This window comes from Kribbella shirazensis (assembly GCF_011761605.1).
GTDB classification, from domain to species: domain Bacteria; phylum Actinomycetota; class Actinomycetes; order Propionibacteriales; family Kribbellaceae; genus Kribbella; species Kribbella shirazensis.
This window is the reverse complement of sequence record NZ_JAASRO010000001.1, coordinates 4945554-4962550: the sequence shown is the minus strand read 5'-3', so window position 1 is coordinate 4962550 and position 16997 is coordinate 4945554. Positions and strand designations below refer to the sequence as shown.

The following is a 16997-nucleotide window of genomic DNA, read 5'->3' as shown; positions in this document are numbered from 1 at the left end:
ATCAGAGCGAAAACACTACCCCGCAGGCGCACAGCCCCTGACGGCGGGATCAGGACCAGTGTCACGCAGTGCGCCCGGCAGGTCTCAGTTATCGAGTACTTCGCGTAAACGGGCGACGAACGCGTCCGGGTCTCCCGTCTGACCGTACTCCCCGCCCAGGAAGCCGCCGTGGTCGCTCGGAAACCTCGTCGGCTCAACTCCGAGGGCATCGGCGACGGACACTGTGGCGCGGTGGGTGATGAGACCTTCTGACTCGATGCCGTACGCGAGCACGACGCGGGTCTGAGCAGCGCTGATCGCGGCGTAATCCGGCTCGTAGCCAGTCGTGTTGACCATATGGCCGCGGCCAAGCATCGGATCGTCCCGGGAGCCGTCGTCCTCCGTCGGCAATCCGAACTGCGCCGGGTCGGGAGCCGGACGATCGGCCCAATCGGCAGGGATCTCGCCACTGTGCATGACCAGCGCCAAGAACTTCGCCATCCCCGGGCCCAGTCCGTCACGCTCGTAGGTGTTCCGGACGTCGTGGACGGCTGCAAACGCCGTCTCGCGATCGGGCAGTGCCGAGACGAGCGGCGGCTCGTGAGCGACGAGAGTGCGCACCCTGTCAGGATGCGCCGCGACGAAAGCAAGCATGTTCACCGCGCCACCACTGCTCGCCAGCACATCGACAGGGCCGGGCCCCACGGCGGCCTGGACAACCCTGTGGATGTCATCGGCGTGGATCTCCGGGTTCGGCTCCACATCCGTCGTGAGCTTGCTGCGCTCGCTCTGCCGCGGGTCGTACGTGACCACCGTGCGATCAGTCAAGTAGCCGGCCAACGTCGCGAACCCGGCCGCAGCCATCGGCGAAGCAACCATCACCAGCGGCGTCGTGTCCGCATCGCTACCAGGCCGAACGTCATACGTCAGTACGGCGCCCGGTACGTCGATCGTACGGCTCGTGGCATCGGTCATCCTGGTCCCCTCCGCATCGCCCTCATGCTCCCCCCGAGTGCCCGCGATGTCGAGGCGCACGGGCGGCGATCGTTCGCTGTCACGCTGGGACCAACCCACGGGAGCAACGTTGCTCGCCGGTCGCCGCTGACCGGTCGCAGGTGTCCATCCACTGCCCTAACATCGCCTCATGCCTGATCGCTTTGCCACCATCGACGCATTCCTCGCCGGACAGTCGCCCGAGAGGCGCGCCGACGTTGAAGCGCTGCGCGCGCTCGTGCATCAGGCGGAGCCCAGACTGACCGAGATCATCAAGTGGAACTCCCCCGACTACACGCTCGACGGCGTCGACCGGCTCACGATCAACGCCGCAGGCAAGGGCCCGGTACGCCTCATCTTGCACAAGGGCACCGAACTCGCCGAAGACAAGCAGGCCGAGCCGACGTTCGCGGGCGATCCTGAACAGCTGCTCACCTGGCATTCCAACATTCGCGCAAGCCTCGCGCTGCCGCCGGCCGCCGAACTGGAGGGCAAGCGCGACGCGATCATCGCCGTCATCCGCTCCTGGCTGGCCGACGCGTAGCGACCGCCGCACTCGGCCCGACATCACCCGACGCGAACCTCGACTGGTGTCCGACCTCGTACGCGCGCAACCGCAAGGTCCAGGAGACCTCGCAGCCCACGCCCGATCCCGTTCCAAGCACGACGACGTGCCATCGCCCCCACCCCCCACGCGTGTTCAAGAGCTCACGCGCCCCCACGTGACCCAAGAGTATGAAGCCAAGCGAGACCGATCAGCGAGGAACCAGAAGGGCAAGTGCACTCAGTACAGCAAGCTTCGTCTCATGGGACCGGGGCGCCTTCGGGGGTGTAGGTGGCGAGTTCGACCTGGTAGCCGTCGGGGTCCTCGAGGGTGAGGGCTTGGACGGGAGCCGTGGCCGCCGTACGGGGATGGATCTCTCCTTGTACGGCGTGCAGCTCCTCCGCACGCTCGTACAGGTCGTGGATCGACGCATCGGCCAGCAAGCAGACGCTGATCGAGCCACGCGGCGCCGGGACGCCCTCCCGCAACCGGATCGCCTGGCCGCCGACGACGAACGACACCTCGCCCTCGTGATCCCTGGTGGCGCGTGCACCGGTGAGGGTCGACCACCACCGGCGGCTCGCGTCCAGATCGGAGACGTTCAGAACGACATGATCGAGGCAGGTCGCATGGATCCTCATGACGGGCTCCTTCCACTACCTCCGACTGTGCGCTCTCCACCGCCGTCCGTCCAGTACGCCGTCCCGCCGCGGACCGGCGTGATGTACCGGCGGTATTTGCGTTTGCCGACCAGGTGCCAGAGCACCTTCACCGGTGGCGGCAGCTGGCCGAACATCGTCGCCACCTCTTCGGGCGTCGCGACCTCGACCATCTGCCCGGTGGCGATCCACCGCTGGGCCGGCGTGAACTTCTCGAACGCGCGCTGTCCGATCTCTTGCCATTCGGTCTCGGTGAGGTGGCGGTCGATCAGCGGTACGACGACCTGCTCCTCCTCGTCGAGGTGTCCTTCGAGGACGACGAGGAAGTCGCCGATGCGGTCGGCGAGCGCCGAGGACGTCGCCGGCGTCGGAGCCGAGCGCCATACCGACATCGCCGTACGGACCTCGGCGACCGACGCGTCGATCTGCTGGTGCTGTACCTCCATCCGCTCCACCAGCGGTGCGTCGAGTCCCGCGCGGTCGAGCAGCTTCGGCCAGATCAGGTCGTCCTCCGTGGTGTGGTGCATGTGCAGGCCGTCGAGCAGGAACCCGAGGTGGTCGGCGATAGCGACAATCCGCGTCGCATCGGCTGTCGGCGCCTGCTGTACCAGGTCCCGCACCTCGGCGAACTGGCGTCGGAAGATCCGGTGGATGATCGGCATCTCGCGGGCCGCAGGTCCTCCGGTGCTGCTCATCGCTCGTCGGCCTTCCACAGCGCGTAGCCGAGCGCCGCGAACAGAAGCATCCAGCCCGTGATCGCGAGCCGGGCGAGGACGAACGGTCCCATCAGTGCAGGTGTCATCGGCACGAACACGAAGATGCCGGCCACCAGCACCACGAGACCGCGCCATCCGGTCCAGCGTCCCCTGCGGCGTACAGCGATGCCGGTGAGTATCAGTCCCACCCCAACCGCGAGACTGGAGACGCCGTAGAGCGTGTCGAGAAGTCCGGTGCCGTCGCCGGGATAGGTCGAGTTGCGTGCCGTGATGGCGATCAGTTCGGTGACGGCGAGCAGCGCCATGCCCGAGACCGCGAGACCAGTCCCCCAGCGTGCACTTCGGCCCGGCGCCATGATCTCTGCGCGGGACAGTGCCGCGAGGCCGGCGATCAGCCCGAGGTGCTGGACGAAGAACCAGATCTGGATACCAGTGAAGCCGTCCGCCGTGAGCGGATAGCTGAACCTGTCCTCGGACACCTGGCCCGGATATACGGCCAAGAAGATGCCACTGACGGCTCCTAGCACGCCTGCCACCAGGCACACCGCACCGCCGCGGCTCACCCAGATGAAAGCCGAGGCGGCGGGCGACGTACCCACACCAACCTGCGTCATTGTGATTCCCCCTCGCCCCCGAGTTGCGACACACCGGCGTCGTGCTCACCAGATGTTCAGGTAACCTTAGTACTCTCGCGATCCCTGAGTTGTCAACGGAGCAGCGCATGAACACGGTCTCGATGCTGGGCCAGGCTTACAGCCTGCTCGGCTTTCAGATCGTCGAAGGTGTGGTCGGCGCCGGCTATCCGCAGAAGCCGAAGCACTCCGCCGTCTTCGCCCAGATCTCGCCGGACGGCTCGCGGCTCACCGAGCTCGCACGCAAGGCCAACATGACTCCTCAGGCCATGGGCGAACTGGTCGACGAGCTCGTGGACATGGGGTACGTCGTCCGTCGTCCCGACCCCGACGACGGCCGCGCGAAACTCATCGTGCTCACCAAGCGGGGCCGCGCCGCCGTGGCCGCCGGGCATCACACGATCACCGGCATCGAGGAGCACGTGACCGAGATCCTGGGCGAGCGCGGCCACCGCGAGCTCCGACGACTGCTGTCAAAGCTGCTCGACTCCTCGGAGACCTGATACGGCACCGGCTTTTGTAGCCGTCAGGTCGTGAATGCCAGGACGATCGCCGCCACTCCGAAGGGCACGTCGAGCACGATGCAGAACTCGGCCAGCGAGCGAGGGACGACTTCGTTGCGGCGCCAGTGCAGGTAGTCCCAGCCGGCATGACTGGCCAGTGCGACGCCCGCAATCGCCAGCCCGAGGCGCGGCGAGACGAGAACGGCAACGACGGCCAGGCCGGCGAACCCGAGCATCGCGACCCCCTGCGCGGTGAGGGGACGGATCGAGGCTCGTCGCAGTAGACCAGCCACGACGAGCGCGACGGCGTACACAGAGAGACCCAGCCACCAGTCGACCCCGGCCACCTCGCTGACGGTGACCACGACCGAGCCGGTCAGCACACCGGCCCACGCGATCCAGCGCTGCCCAAGCGCCGCCGCGGCGAGATAACAGCTGGCTGCGACCGCGACGGTAATGGCGACCGCATCGGTGGCCACCCCGGTCACGATCTGGAAAGTCGCAGCCGCGGCTCCCAGTACGACGGGCCAGTAGCCCAGCACCGACCGCCGCCTCGGAACCACCTCGGTCGACACACTCTGCTCGTTCAACGGATCCTCCATTCCCCTAGGGAGGCGTGTCAGTGCGCGTGCTTTGCGGCGTACTCTCTGGGCCGGGCGAGCATTGCCGCCAGCATGAACAGCAGCATCAGCACGTGCCCGCCGGTCATCAGGCCGCCTGCATCGATGCGTCCCGCCCACAGCAGCGGAAACAAGACCACGAATCCGGCGTACATCGCCAAGGACATCTCCACGATCGGCCGGACCCGGTGCCCTCGAAACCGCATCCACGCCGCCATGGCGACTGCCATGCTGGTCGCCATCGCCAGGCTGTCGACCTCGACCCTGTTCGCAACCGGGCCGAGAGCGAGGCCCAGGACCGGATTGATCACCAGCATCCCGACGGCCATCGCGGCCACCATCTCCACGTAGTGCCGGACGAACCTCCATACCGAGCCCCTCGTGAGGCCGTCTCGGTTCGACGCCGGGGAAGGCGCCGGCTTCGCCAGGCCAGTCGGCTGGGCCCCTTTCGCCTGCTCTGTCATACCCACCTCCGGATAACTTGAACACCACTGTACGAGTAAGTCCTTGGACTGTAACTCGTACAGTGGTGTTCGACAAGAGCGCGACAGCGAGAACGTGGGCACGCCGCCGCGGCACGAAATCAGGCGGGCAGGACGTGCGACCGGAGGATCAGGTGAAGGGAGCTGTGAATGGCCAGCCCGCCGAGTGCTCCCAGGGCACGGAATGTCAGCGTGACGTCCACGATCGTCGGTATGTCGAAGCGCACCCGGAACCCGCCCTCCTGACGCGGCTCCCCTGTCAGCTCGTGCACCGGAAGGTCCAGCTCGACACCCGGCACCGGGTCGCTCTCGATCGCCAGCAGGCCTGTCACGTAACCGGTGTTGACGATCGGGAACTCGATCGTGTGCCAGTCACCGGTGGTCACGCTCTCCACCCGCCTCCCGGTCCGGGCGACGTTCACCCGTGCCTCTGGATTGATGGTGACCGAGATAGGCGCCGTGGTGTCGACCGGGGCGCAGCAGCCGGCCGGTTCGCCGTGAACCATCAGTCCACCTCGCATTCGTCGCGCCGGACCAGGTAGGCGGCCTGCGCGGCGTCGTACGCCTCGCGCGCTGCTGATCGCTCGGTCTCGCGGATGAAGCCGGACTTCGCCTTCCACAGCGCGTCGACCGAGTCGTGCAGCCATTGCGCGCTGCGACGCGACGCCCGGATCGGCTGACCGGCGATCTCGACGAAGATCGGCTGGGTGTGCACGCTGCGCAGGATCCGCAGCGCGATCCAGGACGAACGTTCCAGGTCCAGGTCGAACTCGATCGGCCGCTCGTTGCCGTCCGCAAGTAGTTCCTGCGCCCCGGCCGGAACGCCGTTCACCAGGACCTCGACGAGGACGTTCCGGGACCGGCCGATCCGCGACCGCTCGAGATGCCAGCCGACAGGTGCGCTGTACACCGGCTGGCCCGGCCCCGGCGGCGCAGGTGGCTGTTCGGGCAACCAGGCCGCGACCGACGCGGTAACCCGGACCGGTCCCGGAGCGTCGATCGCGAGCTCACGGCCGGTGTCGCCGTCGACCGCGAAGTCGTACACGTGACTGCGGCCGTCACCGAAGTACGACGGACCGTCCTTCAGCCCACCGAGCCATGCCTCCAGGGCCTGCTCGCCCTGCGGCGGCTCGGCCAGCCGGACGTAGGTGCGTCCGACTCCCGGGCCGTCGTCGTAGATGCAGGGATAGTCGGTCTCGCCGAGCATCAGGGTGCGGTAGCCGACGTTCAGCAGGTGGTACCAGATGTTGAGCTCGGCGGCAGGAGCGAACTCCGCGCCGCACTGGAAGTCGGCGGCGCCGAGCGGCACATCGACGATGATCTCGTTGGAGCCGATCGACTGGAACCCTGGGATGACGTAGTTCGGCAACTCCTCCGTGCCGACCGAGAGGCCGCTACCGCAGTGCGCGTACCCGACCAGCGCGTTCTGCGCGTGGCCCCAGCGCATGACCGGCAGGTTCCACGACGGCCAGTCCTCGATCAGCTGGGTGCCCGGGTAGTCCTGGTCGGTGAGCCCGAGCAGGATGACGTGACCGGAATGGCTCGATGGGAAACCCGACACCTCGAGGTCGTACCGGAGCAGACTCTGGCTGTCGCGGTCGGTGTCCTGCGGATCCCACGTCATGCCTTGCGCCTGCTGCATGGCGGGGTACTCCAGCTCGGCCCGCGGGCTGATCGACGAGCCGCTGAAGAACTGCTTCTGGTGGTAATAGCACGGTCCCCAGGTGAGCACGCTGCCCATCCAGAGCCCTTCGCCGCGAACATGCCGGATCATCGTCTCCGGCGTCACGCCCTCCGACGGCACGCTGTAGTGCGAGCAGCCGCCGGCGTGGATGTGCGGGTCACCCGAGTAGTAACCATGGGCGGCCGGATCGGCCCAGCGATCGAGCTCGATCGTGACCGCCTCGCTCTCGGCCGACAGGTCGACCTCGACGCGGACCTCGCGGTACTCCGGTCCGCGCCGGGCGGAGATCTCGTACTGACCAGCCGGGAGCGTGATCACCTCGCCGGTCGCCCGGTAGACGTGGTCGTGGAAGAACATGTCCGGCGCCAGTCGCATCGCCTTCGACGGGTACGCCCGCCGCTGGGAATCCCGGACGGTCAGCGCCGCCACGGTGCTGGTGCCGTCAGGCTCCCGGATGTCGAACCGGATGTCGCGGGCGGGCAAGCAGTCGAAGTCGAACATCGCGGCGTACTGACGGCTCTCGAACCTCATCCGCTGGCCGGCCTTCGCGAACGGCGGACGGGTCAGGCTCTCCATCGCTTCCTCCACCGCCAGAACGAACGTCAACTCGCCGCTGCGGCTGCCGCCATCGCGGCTGTACAGGCTGATGACCTTGTACTCGACGTCCAGGCCGGACACGTCGGTCGGACCCGCGAGCTTCACCTGCAGCCAACTGCCCTCGATCCGCGGTACGACGGTCAACGTGTCGTGCAGCGTGATCCGCGCGGCGTGGCTGTGGTGGTCGACCAGCCCGAGCACATGGTTCGACGGCGCGGACAGATCGCCGAGCAGCCGATGCGGGTTCACCACCCGGACCAGGAAGCTTCGCCACCCGTGCTGAACAAGTCGTGGAGGCGCAGCACCCGGCGTACTCGCCGTCAGGCCCCGCTCGTCGATCTGCACGTCGGCGAGGACATAGGGGCGCAGGAGTTCTTCGACCTTCGCGGACCTGACGGCGTCGGTCTGGGTGTCGTCGGCCAGCTTCGCCAGCTGGCTGGTCACGTCGTCGGGTAAGGGTTCGCCGATGGCACGGAGTTTTTCAACGGCTCTAGTCGCGGACGCCAGTAGTGGCTGAAACACGGGGCCTCCTCGTCGTGGACCAGCTTTCGAGCTTAGTTGCCCCGGTCGCGCCTGGCTTGGGGTTTTCGAGGGGGCTGATCACCCACGATCCATCGCACCATCAGGCGCCGAGATCTACGCATGTCGCCGCAGAAATTGGCGGACATGCGGCTCATCGGCCTACCCTACTGAGCCATGGCTTGGCTGAGGATCATGCGGGAGTCGGCGGCCCGACGAGAGCTCGCCGTGTTGAAGGACCAGCTCCTCGCAGGGCTTGGCGCCTACAGCCCAGCCCTGCAGGCGGCCATCGACCAGCATGCCGCCGCCGTTCGCGACATTCTCGGTCTTACTGCCGGATCCGCCGGCCCGGTCGAGCTGGCGGCGTACGCACGAGGTGTGCAGGACTCGGCAGCTGAACGCGGCTGGCGAATCGATGGCGCGGGCGACGACTGGGTGATGGTGCGGTTGCTGGCGACGGTGAGTCTCTCGTCGTCCGAACGTCGCTCCGGCCTCCACGATCTCCCCCGGCTGTGAGCACGAAGCGACCCCGAGCGCGGAAGTGACGCTCGGGGACGCTTCCCCCTGTACCACCTGGCCCCTCGATCAGGTGGTGCCATCGCTTCGCGGCGGCGGCGGCGTGGACCGGTGAGCACTGCCGAGGGACTCCCCCGGCAGACCAGCGGTCGACGACTCACCGGGCTCCGTCTGCCACTGGCTCCGCTCAGCGTCCTCGCGACCCCGCTGGTACGCCTGCTCGCGCGAACGGGCGTTGGGGAAGTCCTGCTCGGCCCGATCCAGCCAGCGGTCCCAGCGCCGCTGCATCGGCCGGATCATCCCGCCGCCCATCCCGACGACGATGACGCCGCCGACGGTTGCGAGTACCGCGATCAGCACCGGTGTGGTCACCGCGGTCGCGACTCCGATCTGGTTCAGCGCCGCGATGACTCCGAGCGCGATGACGAACACCTGGACCACCTTGGCGATCAGCTGTCCGTAGCTGAGTGCCGACAGCGCGCTGCCGACGAGGTCACGCAACGCGTTGGCGATCGCGGCGGCCACGACGACGATGACGATGGCCACCACTGCTCTCGGCAGCCAGCCGACGATCGCCGCCAGCAGGTCGCTGACCGGGTTCGGCCCGAAGACGCCGAAGGCGAACTGCAGCGCGATCAGCAGTACGGCGTAGTAGACGAGTGCCGCGATCAGCCCGCTGGCGTCGTACTTCGACTGCGCGAGCGCCCGCCCGACACCGCCGCGCTCGACCGCGCGGTCGAAGCCGACGCGGGACAGCACGACGTTGACGAGCTTGCGCAGCGCCGCGGCGACGAGCCATCCGACGAACAGGATGACGAGGAACAGCACGAACTTCGGCAGGAAGGTTATGACTGCTCCTACCGCGTCGTTCCATGATTGGGTCAGATCCATCGTTCTGCTTCCTTCCGGCACGAACACACGGCCACGCCGCACCTGATCCGGTCGGACAGCCGGCAGACGGGGGATCCCGTTTTCGGCCTGCCCCGTTCCGGAATTGAACAGCGATGCGGTACCCGCCCCGAAAGCCAACAAAACAAGGGCGATCGCGCACACTTTCCGACCGCGACCGACCACAGTACGCATCAGTTCAATCAAGCGATCCAGTCGGATGCGTCGCTACCGCGTCGGCGGCGGCTCAAGGTTCGGCGTTCGGTGTCGGAGAGGCCGCCCCAGACACCGGCGTCCTGGCCTGTGCGTAGCGCCCACTCCAGGCAGGCGTCGGTCGCCTCGCAGCGGCGGCAGACCTGCTTCGCGGCTTCGATCTGCTGTAGTGCCGGGCCTGTGGTCCCGATCGGGAAGAACAGTTCGGGGTCCTCGTTCCGGCAGGCGGCTTTGAGTAGCCATCTCACGGTGCCGGCCTCATCTCAGGTCTGTCGACCGGTCCAGCGCGGTGCGACCTGCTCCCATTCGCGCTCCCACGCCTGCTCACGACTGCGGTCCAGCGGACGGCGGCACAGCCGGAACGACCCGAACAGCAGCAGCCAGGTGAGCATGGTCGCCGTGACTCCGACGGCGCCACCGAGAGCAGCGCTTTCGGCGGGTTCTCGCGGCGACCGGGTCATCGCCCCGGTCCGGTCGAGCCAGATCGACAATTCGGTGCCCGCCGTGGTTCCGATCGGAACGTCGTGCTGTCCCTCCCGGACTGACCCGGCAGCATCGAACCACTGCACCTTGACCGTCGTCGTGCTCTGCCCGAGCTGCGACAACACAGGGTCTGTCGTGCCCTCGAGTGTTCGTGCCTGTGCCGGCCGCAGCTCAGCCCGCTGCCGGGCCGCTGCGTAGTCGGCGTGATCGCGCACGATCGTCGCGAGAACTGCGGCGGCGGCGATCACGAGCAGCGCTGTCACGAGCGCGCCGAGCAGCAGAGCTGCTTCGAGCCGATCCTCCCTTCGACGCAACGGGTTTTCGGCGACGCTGAGCCGGCGGAGCTGCATCCGGATCGCCAGCTCGGCCCGACGTTGCTGATGGGTGCTCATCACGGCCTCCTCGTGACTGTCCTGCCCATCAGGACCACACGACCGGCCCGTTTGTGACGTCCCCACGGACCCCTCAACCACGTGGTCGCCCGACCACGTGGCGACCTACGGACTGCTCAGGGCGCGGTGCGGCGGCCGGCCGTCGCACCGTGAGAGCAGGCAGTGCGGACGGAGGGTCGGAGCGGAAGGAGCCGGGCCGTGAACGCCGAGATGTCGGAGCAGGGATGGGACGAGGAGGCACTCGCGATCTTCGTGAGCGTGCGATCACGGTTGATGGCGATCGCGTACCGGATCCTCGCCAGCACGAGCGAGGCCGAGGACGTCGTACAGGAGGTCTGGCTGCGCTGGCAGAAGACGGACCGGACGGTCGTCGTGGAGCCGCAGGCGCTCCTGGTGACGATGGCCGTCCGGCTCGCTCTCAACGTCAAGCAGTCCGCCCGGCGGCGCCACGAGACGTTCATGACGCCCGCAGTACCGGTGGCGACCGATGCGAGCGACGACCCCGCGTCGTTGGCCGAACGCAGCGAAGCCGTCGAGCAGGCGGTACAAATCATCATGGAGCGCCTCACCCCGAGAGAACGCGCCGCGCTGGTCCTGCGGGAGGCGTTCGACTATCCGTACGGACAGCTCGCGGACTTCCTTCATCTCGGTGCCGCGAACACCAGGCAGTTGGTCAGCCGTGCGCGTCGCCGTACCGGCACTGGCCATCGCACGACCGTCAGCGCGGCGGCCTCGCAACACTTCCTGGAGACCTTCCTCCACGCATCCCGAGCAGGTGACGTCACGGACCTCGAAGAGCTCCTGGCCGCCGACCTCGCCGGCTGAGCCTCGCGGTTCGGCGCCGAACTTCTACCTTTCCGCGCGTCGGTCGGGTTATCGTCCACGCGTGGCTGCGGTTCGAGGCGGTTCACCCACCGGGCTCCTGGGCCGGCGAGAGGAGCGCTCGGTCCTCGATGACCTGTTGGTGGGGGCGAGGGCCGGGCGCAGCGCGGCCCTGGTCATCCGTGGAGGGGCTGGAATCGGCAAGACCGCGCTGCTCAGCTACCTCCTCGAGCGGTCCACCGGATGCCGCGTCCTCAGGGCTGCCGGCGTCCAGTCGGAGATGGAGCTCTCGTACGCCGGTCTGCACCAGCTCTGCACCCCACTGCTCACCGGCCTCGACCACCTCCCCGCACCACAGCGCGACGCACTCGCCACAGCGTTCGGCCTCCACAGCGGCGACGTCCCGAGCAGATTCCTCGTTTGCCTCGCCGCACTCGGCCTGCTCGCCCAGGCCGGAGACAGCCAACCGCTCGTTTGCTTGGTCGACGACGCCCAGTGGCTCGATCAGGCGTCGGCCCAGACCTTCGAGTTCGTCGCCCGCCGTCTGCACGCCGAATCGGTCGTGCTCGTCTTCGCCGTCCGCGAACCCGACTCCGGTCCGGCTCTGGCCGGCCTCCCCGAGCTGCACCTGACCGGGCTGTCCGAGCCGGAGTCGCGAGTACTGCTCGAGTCTGTCGTCGGTGGCCGGCTGGACAGGCGGGTGCGCGACAGGATCATCGCGGAGGCCCACGGTAATCCGCTGGCCCTGCTCGAGCTCCCGCACGGACTGACCGCGGCGGAGATGGCGGCCGGGTTCATGCGTTCCGACGCGAGCGCGTTGCCGAGCCGGCTCGAGCAAGGCTTCCTGCGACGCTTTCAATCGCTTTCCACCGAGACCCGGCTACTGCTGGTCACCGCGGCGGCCGAGCCGACCGGAGACATCGGCCTGTTGCGGCGCGCCGCAACGCAGCTCGGGGTCGCTGTGGACGCTGCCTCGGATGACGCCGAGGCTTCCGGGTTGCTGACCCTCGGAGGCCGGGTGAGTTTCCGGCACCCGCTCGTGCGTTCGGCGGCCTATCACGCCGCGGACCAGGAGGACCGCCGTACGGTTCACCAGGCGCTGGCGGACGCGACCGATCCGGAACGGGATCCCGATCGGAGGGCGTGGCACCTGGCCCTCGCGACGGCCGGACCTGACGAGGCAGTGAGCGCCGAGCTGGAGCGCACTGCGGACCGCGCCCTTGCCCGTGGCGGACTCGCCGCCGCGGCGGCCTTTCTCGAGCGGGCCGCCGAGCTGACGCCCGACGCCGCAGGGCGGGGGCCGAGGGTACTCGCAGCGGCGAATGCCAAGTACCAGGCCGGGGCGTTCGACGCCGCGCTCGGGCTTGCAGGCATAGCGGAGCTGAGCCCGCTGGACGACCTCAGCACCGCACAGTTGACCCTGCTGCGCGGCCGCATCCTGGCCCTCACCAGAGGTGTGACCGCAGCCTTGCCGCTGCTGCTCGACGCCGCCGGGCGGCTCGAGCAGCTCGATCCGGCGCTCGCCCACGAGACCTACCGGGACGCAGTCATCACGGCGCTCAGCGCTGGAGGACTCCCCAGACATGTTGCCGAGGCGATTCTCGCGGCGCCGAAGCCGAGTACGCCTACCCACGAGGTACTGCTCCTGGACGGCCTCTCGCGAGTCGTCACGGACGGGTATCAGGTCGGCGCGGAAAGGCTGATCCAAACACTGACCGCCTTCCGGACCGAGGGTGTCCCCCGGGACGCCGGCCTCGGTTGGCTCCAGCTCGCGTGCCGCCTGGCCACCGACGTGTGGGACTTCGACAGCTGGTCCGTCCTCACGGCAATGCTGGTGGACGCCGGGCGTGATGCGGGAGCCTTGAGTGTGCTGGCGCCGGGGCTACTCCTTCGGCTGTGCAATCGGGTCCGTGTCGGTGATCTCGCCGGCGCGGACTCCTTGGCTGTGGAAGTGGCGGCGGTCGGCGAGGCGACCCGGAGCAGCTTCTGGCCGCACTACGGCGCGTTGTTCCTCGAACCCTGGCGGGGCCGGGAAGCCCCGACGCTGGGAGCGATCGAGGCGATCACGCGGGCACTCCGTTCGGTCCGTGGGCACGCGAAGGTGATGGCCGACACCCAATGGGCGGCCGCCGTGCTCTACAACGGTCTCGGCCGGTACGAGGAGGCGTTCGCGGCCGCACAGCGTGGCAGCGAGAACCCCGAGGAACTCGGACTCTCGATCTACGCGCTGGTCGAGCTCGTCGAGGCGGCGGCACGGCTCGGCCGCCCATCCGACGCCGCCGAGGCAGTGCAGGTGATCAGCAACATGGCTCGGGCCACCGGCACCGACTGGGCGCTCGGACATGCTGCCAACGCACGAGCGCTGGTCAGCGAAGGGCGGGTGGCCGACGAGCTCTATCTCGAGGCGATCGGCCGACTCGACGCCACCGAGATCCAGATGGATCTCGCCCGATTCCGGCTGTGCTACGGCGAGTGGCTGCGTCGGGAGAATCGCAGGGCCGACGCCCGCGCCCAACTGGGCCTCGCCTACGAGATGCTCGGCCAGTTCGGGGCCGAGTCGTTCGCGGAGCGCGCGCACCGCGAGCTGCAAGCGACCGGCGCCACCGTGCGCAAACGCGTGGTCTCGACGCACGCAGAGCTCACTGCCCAGGAAGCGCAGATCGCCCGGCTCGCCGCCGAGGGTCTCACGAACTCCGAGATCGGCGCGCGGTTGTTCATCAGCCCGCACACGGTCGACTGGCACCTCCGCAAGGTGTTCTCCAAACTCGGCATCGCATCCCGCCGGCAGATCCGCACGATGCTCGGAGGCGCCGCGACCTCTGCCTAGCGGGACTGTCACAGCGCAACTGGTCGTACGGACTTAGTGGATGACCACGGCGGACTCCCTCCGCCCGGCAGACACCAGGGCGGAGACGACGCCATGAACACGATCAGCAGCCGGCTCCACCTCGAGCGTGCTGTCCCCCACCCTCCCACGTGGCTTCTGTATCGCGGCCGACGATGGTTGCGCGCGTTCGTCGAGCAGCGGTACGGCGTGAGGCTCCACGGTACGGCGAACGTGCCGGCAGAAGGCCCCGTCATCTTCGCCGCCAACCATCTCGGCGTACTCGACGGACCGATTCTCGCCGCGTTCGCACCGAGGCCGGCGCACATTGTGACCAAGGCCGAGATGTTCGTCGGACCGCTGGGCACGCTGCTCCGGGCCGCGGGACAGATTCCCCTGGATCGCTTCCATTACGACCCCGCCGCAGTCAAGGCGTGCGTACGCGCACTGAGCGAGGGACATGCGGTCGGCATCTTCCCGGAAGGTATCCGCGGAGACGGCGAACTGCGTACGGTCCGGCCCGGTGCGGCGTACCTGGCGATGGTTACCGGCGCCCCGGTCGTACCCGTCGCGTTCTTCGGCACGCGCGATCCAGGGAGTGCCCGAAGTGCCGTGCCCGCTTCCGGCGCTGTCATCGACGTCGTGTTCGGCGAGCCGCTGGCAGTGAACCGGGTCCGCTGGCCCCGAACGAGACTCCAGGTCGAACACAACCGCGCCGTCCTGCACGCCCACCTGCTGCGACAACTCGACGAAGCCAAACACCTGACGGGCCGGTCACTCCCCGGCCCACCTCGCCGCCCTCGACATCGAAGGGCGTCAGGCGGGGTCCGGGCGGACGCCGGTCAGCTCGGCGGTGCGGTCCCACAGTCGCGCGCGTAGCTTCTCATCCTGTGCTCGCGGATCGATCCGGGCCGGGCCGACCCCTCCGAAGAACTCGCCGAACTTCCGCGGGCCGTAGTAGTCACCGCTCTGTACGCCGGGCGCGGTCGCTGCGTACAGCACCGGCAAGGTTCCCTCAGGCACGGACTGGGACAGCGCTTTCGTCAGCGCGTTGAGCGGTCCCGCGATTGCGCCGAGCCCTTGGTTGCGGGCGCCCGCGGCGCCGACCTCCGTGCCGGTGAACCCGGGGTGCGCCGCCACGCTGAGCACCGGCGAGTCGTCGGCCCGCAGTCGTTCGTCCAGCTCCAGCGCGAACATCAGCCCAGCCAGCTTGGACTGCGAGTAGGCGTGAGCCATCCGGAACCGCCGGTGCTCGAAGCCGGGGTCCTCCACGTCGAATCCCTTGCCGCGATGGGCGATGCTGGACACGGTGACGACCCGGGCCGAGTCCCCGGCACGCAGCGCCGGCATCAGCAGCCAGGTCAGCGCGGCATGCCCTAGGTAGTTGGTGGCGAAGATCGACTCGTGTCCCGCGGCGTTGCGCCGCAACCGGCCGGCCGGGATGCCCGCGTTGTTGAGCAGCAGGTCGACCCGCCCGCCGGTGCGGTCCCGGATGTCCGCCGCCGCGGTCCGCACCGAATCCAGGTCGGAGAGGTCCAGTACGACGAGCTCGCCGCCGACCGCCGCCGCGGCTCGTTCGCCGCGCTGCCGGGACCGACAGGCCAGGACCACCCGTGCGCCCTTGGCCGCCAGCACCGTCGCCGCACGCAGGCCCAATCCCGAGTTCGCCCCAGTGACCACGACTGTGCGTCCGTCCTGATCCTGGATGTCGTCATCGCCCCAAGCCGCCACGTCGGCATGCTACTAGCGCTGTGCCTGGCAGACGTGACGTCTCCGACCGGTTGAGCTGTGCGAGAAGAACACCGGTCGGAGACGTACGTGATTCGAGTACCCGTGCCCGGGCGACGCAATCAGGGCCGAGGCACGGAGGGACACACCGCAGACCAGATGGAAGGTTACGAGCGCCGGTGCGCGGGCACCGCAGAACGTGGAGTACGACCGAAGGCATGTCCCCGCACTGACGCCGAGCCGGGGGTGTCAACACCCCAGACAGGCGGAGGTCAGGTCCGGACCTGAAATTCGCCCAGGTCGCGCGGGTTGAGACCGCAGCCCGCGCGACCGCCTTCACCGTCCCCTCGGTCTCCTGGCTCCGGTGGCTGAAGCCCGCGCCGTCCACTTCGCGGGCCACCGAGCCAATTGCTTGTTGAACTCCGGGTAGCGGCATGATAATCATGTGCAGCACTCCGGCAGCGTGGGTGGTCAGCACCTGCTGTTCGGTTGGAGTCGACATGCCGGAGACGCTTGGTACGACACGGGCTGAGGTATTTGCCGAGCTCGCGCTGGAACTTCACGCCGCGCCGAATCTGGACGAGACCGTCGAGACGGTCGTCCGGTCGGCGGTGCCGATGGTCGGATGTGACTACGCCGGAGTGCTGTTGGCCCAGCCGGACGGCGCACTGGTCATCGGCGCTGTCACCGACGCCCGCGTGGAGCGCATGTACCGGTGGCAGATCGAGAACGGAGCCGGGCCGGCCCTCGACGGGCTGGCCGGCGGACACACCGTCTACGTGGCCGACGTCGCGCTCGCCACGGACTGGCCGCAATGGCAGGCCGAGGCGGTCGCCTGCGAGGTCGGTAGCGTCCTGCACATACCGATGCTTGCCGGGGAAAACAGTGTGGGAGTGCTGTCGCTGTACGGCGCCAAGCCGCACGCGTTCAGCGACGTCGACGCCGAACCGATCGGGCGCATCATCGCGCGGCACGCCACCGTCGCGATCAGCTCCAGCCGGAAGGTGGAGGATCTCGCGCGCGCGGTCGACGCACGCAAGCTGGTCGGGCTCGCGATGGGGATCCTCATGGAACGGTACGACCTCGACGGCGACCAGGCCTTCGAAGTACTGCGGCGCTACTCGCAACACACGAACACCAAGCTGCACACCGTCGCGCAGCAACTGGTCGACACCCGCCGTCTGCCCAGCTGAGAGGCCGCCC

At 68.4% G+C, this 16997-nt stretch carries 19 protein-coding genes; 7 read left to right on the top strand and 12 right to left on the bottom strand.

The features are described 5' to 3' along the window. Positions 1 to 84: 84 nt before the first annotated feature. Positions 85 to 1014, bottom strand: a complete 930-nt coding sequence (locus BJY22_RS23985) for an alpha/beta fold hydrolase (RefSeq protein WP_337758891.1) — start codon at positions 1012 to 1014, stop codon at positions 85 to 87. A 109-nt stretch (positions 1015 to 1123) separates the two neighbouring features. Here BJY22_RS23985 and BJY22_RS23980 point away from each other — a divergent pair, with 109 nt between their 5' ends. After that, positions 1124 to 1516, top strand: coding sequence for a DUF1801 domain-containing protein (locus BJY22_RS23980; RefSeq protein WP_167210329.1), 393 nt, complete (start codon positions 1124 to 1126; stop codon positions 1514 to 1516). Positions 1517 to 1776: 260 nt separating this feature from the next. Here BJY22_RS23980 and BJY22_RS23975 read toward each other — a convergent pair whose 3' ends face one another. Genes BJY22_RS23975 through BJY22_RS23965 form a run of 3 tightly spaced genes read right to left on the bottom strand, consistent with a single transcriptional unit; the run spans position 1777 to position 3505 of the window. Further along, the gene (locus BJY22_RS23975; RefSeq protein ID WP_167210327.1) at positions 1777 to 2157 is read right to left on the bottom strand and encodes a VOC family protein; all 381 of its coding nucleotides are present in this window, start codon (positions 2155 to 2157) and stop codon (positions 1777 to 1779) included. Further along, on the bottom strand, positions 2154 to 2870 hold the full coding sequence (locus BJY22_RS23970; protein WP_167210326.1) for a hemerythrin domain-containing protein: 717 nt from the start codon (positions 2868 to 2870) through the stop codon (positions 2154 to 2156). The genes BJY22_RS23975 and BJY22_RS23970 overlap by 4 nt, the downstream gene beginning before the upstream one ends. Continuing rightward, on the bottom strand, positions 2867 to 3505 hold the full coding sequence (locus BJY22_RS23965; protein ID WP_167210324.1) for a hypothetical protein: 639 nt from the start codon (positions 3503 to 3505) through the stop codon (positions 2867 to 2869). The genes BJY22_RS23970 and BJY22_RS23965 overlap by 4 nt, the downstream gene beginning before the upstream one ends. A 107-nt stretch (positions 3506 to 3612) precedes the next feature. Between BJY22_RS23965 and BJY22_RS23960 the strand changes: the two genes are divergently transcribed. After that, positions 3613 to 4026: a MarR family winged helix-turn-helix transcriptional regulator gene (locus BJY22_RS23960; protein ID WP_167210322.1), complete on the top strand. Its 414-nt coding sequence runs from the start codon at positions 3613 to 3615 to the stop codon at positions 4024 to 4026. Between the two features lie 23 nt (positions 4027 to 4049). On the opposite strand, the gene BJY22_RS23955 is transcribed toward BJY22_RS23960, so the two are convergent. From BJY22_RS23955 to BJY22_RS23940, 4 genes are all read right to left on the bottom strand, one after another. Next, positions 4050 to 4616: a hypothetical protein gene (locus tag BJY22_RS23955; RefSeq protein ID WP_202891237.1), complete on the bottom strand. Its 567-nt coding sequence runs from the start codon at positions 4614 to 4616 to the stop codon at positions 4050 to 4052. 29 nt (positions 4617 to 4645) lie between these two features. After that, positions 4646 to 4993 carry a hypothetical protein gene (locus BJY22_RS23950; protein ID WP_202891236.1) on the bottom strand — a complete coding sequence of 116 codons (348 nt, stop codon included), beginning with the start codon at positions 4991 to 4993 and terminating at the stop codon, positions 4646 to 4648. 236 nt (positions 4994 to 5229) lie between these two features. Continuing rightward, positions 5230 to 5634: a hypothetical protein gene (locus tag BJY22_RS23945; RefSeq protein WP_167210318.1), complete on the bottom strand. Its 405-nt coding sequence runs from the start codon at positions 5632 to 5634 to the stop codon at positions 5230 to 5232. Next, positions 5634 to 7853, bottom strand: coding sequence for a CehA/McbA family metallohydrolase (locus BJY22_RS23940; RefSeq protein ID WP_167210316.1), 2220 nt, complete (start codon positions 7851 to 7853; stop codon positions 5634 to 5636). The genes BJY22_RS23945 and BJY22_RS23940 overlap by 1 nt, the downstream gene beginning before the upstream one ends. Positions 7854 to 8105: 252 nt before the next feature. Here BJY22_RS23940 and BJY22_RS23935 point away from each other — a divergent pair, with 252 nt between their 5' ends. Beyond that, positions 8106 to 8444 (top strand): DUF6401 family natural product biosynthesis protein, encoded by a 339-nt coding sequence (locus BJY22_RS23935; RefSeq protein ID WP_167210315.1) that lies wholly within the window; start codon positions 8106 to 8108, stop codon positions 8442 to 8444. A gap of 69 nt (positions 8445 to 8513) precedes the next feature. On the opposite strand, the gene BJY22_RS23930 is transcribed toward BJY22_RS23935, so the two are convergent. The 3 genes from BJY22_RS23930 to BJY22_RS23920 form a co-directional block, all read right to left on the bottom strand. Continuing rightward, a complete protein-coding gene (locus BJY22_RS23930; protein WP_167210313.1) occupies positions 8514 to 9335 on the bottom strand; it encodes a mechanosensitive ion channel family protein in 822 nt (273 codons plus the stop codon). A gap of 200 nt (positions 9336 to 9535) precedes the next feature. Next, entirely contained in the window at positions 9536 to 9793 is a 258-nt protein-coding gene (locus BJY22_RS23925) for a WhiB family transcriptional regulator (RefSeq protein WP_167210311.1), read from the bottom strand. A 15-nt stretch (positions 9794 to 9808) separates the two neighbouring features. Then, positions 9809 to 10420, bottom strand: coding sequence for an Rv1733c family protein (locus tag BJY22_RS23920; RefSeq protein ID WP_167210309.1), 612 nt, complete (start codon positions 10418 to 10420; stop codon positions 9809 to 9811). 198 nt (positions 10421 to 10618) lie between these two features. Here BJY22_RS23920 and BJY22_RS23915 point away from each other — a divergent pair, with 198 nt between their 5' ends. The 3 genes from BJY22_RS23915 to BJY22_RS23905 all read left to right on the top strand — a co-directional run bounded on the left by BJY22_RS23915 (position 10619) and on the right by BJY22_RS23905 (position 14945). After that, positions 10619 to 11245, top strand: coding sequence for a sigma-70 family RNA polymerase sigma factor (locus BJY22_RS23915; protein ID WP_167210307.1), 627 nt, complete (start codon positions 10619 to 10621; stop codon positions 11243 to 11245). A 61-nt stretch (positions 11246 to 11306) separates the two neighbouring features. Beyond that, positions 11307 to 14069, top strand: coding sequence for an AAA family ATPase (locus BJY22_RS23910; protein ID WP_167210305.1), 2763 nt, complete (start codon positions 11307 to 11309; stop codon positions 14067 to 14069). Positions 14070 to 14162: 93 nt separating this feature from the next. Then, entirely contained in the window at positions 14163 to 14945 is a 783-nt protein-coding gene (locus BJY22_RS23905) for a lysophospholipid acyltransferase family protein (protein WP_167210303.1), read from the top strand. On the opposite strand, the gene BJY22_RS23900 is transcribed toward BJY22_RS23905, so the two are convergent. After that, the gene (locus tag BJY22_RS23900; RefSeq protein WP_167210301.1) at positions 14883 to 15797 is read right to left on the bottom strand and encodes an SDR family NAD(P)-dependent oxidoreductase; all 915 of its coding nucleotides are present in this window, start codon (positions 15795 to 15797) and stop codon (positions 14883 to 14885) included. The genes BJY22_RS23905 and BJY22_RS23900 overlap by 63 nt on opposite strands. Positions 15798 to 16294: 497 nt before the next feature. On the opposite strand from BJY22_RS23900, the gene BJY22_RS23895 reads away from it, so the two are divergent. Then, positions 16295 to 16987 (top strand): GAF and ANTAR domain-containing protein, encoded by a 693-nt coding sequence (locus BJY22_RS23895; protein WP_167210299.1) that lies wholly within the window; start codon positions 16295 to 16297, stop codon positions 16985 to 16987. Positions 16988 to 16997 lie beyond the last annotated feature (10 nt).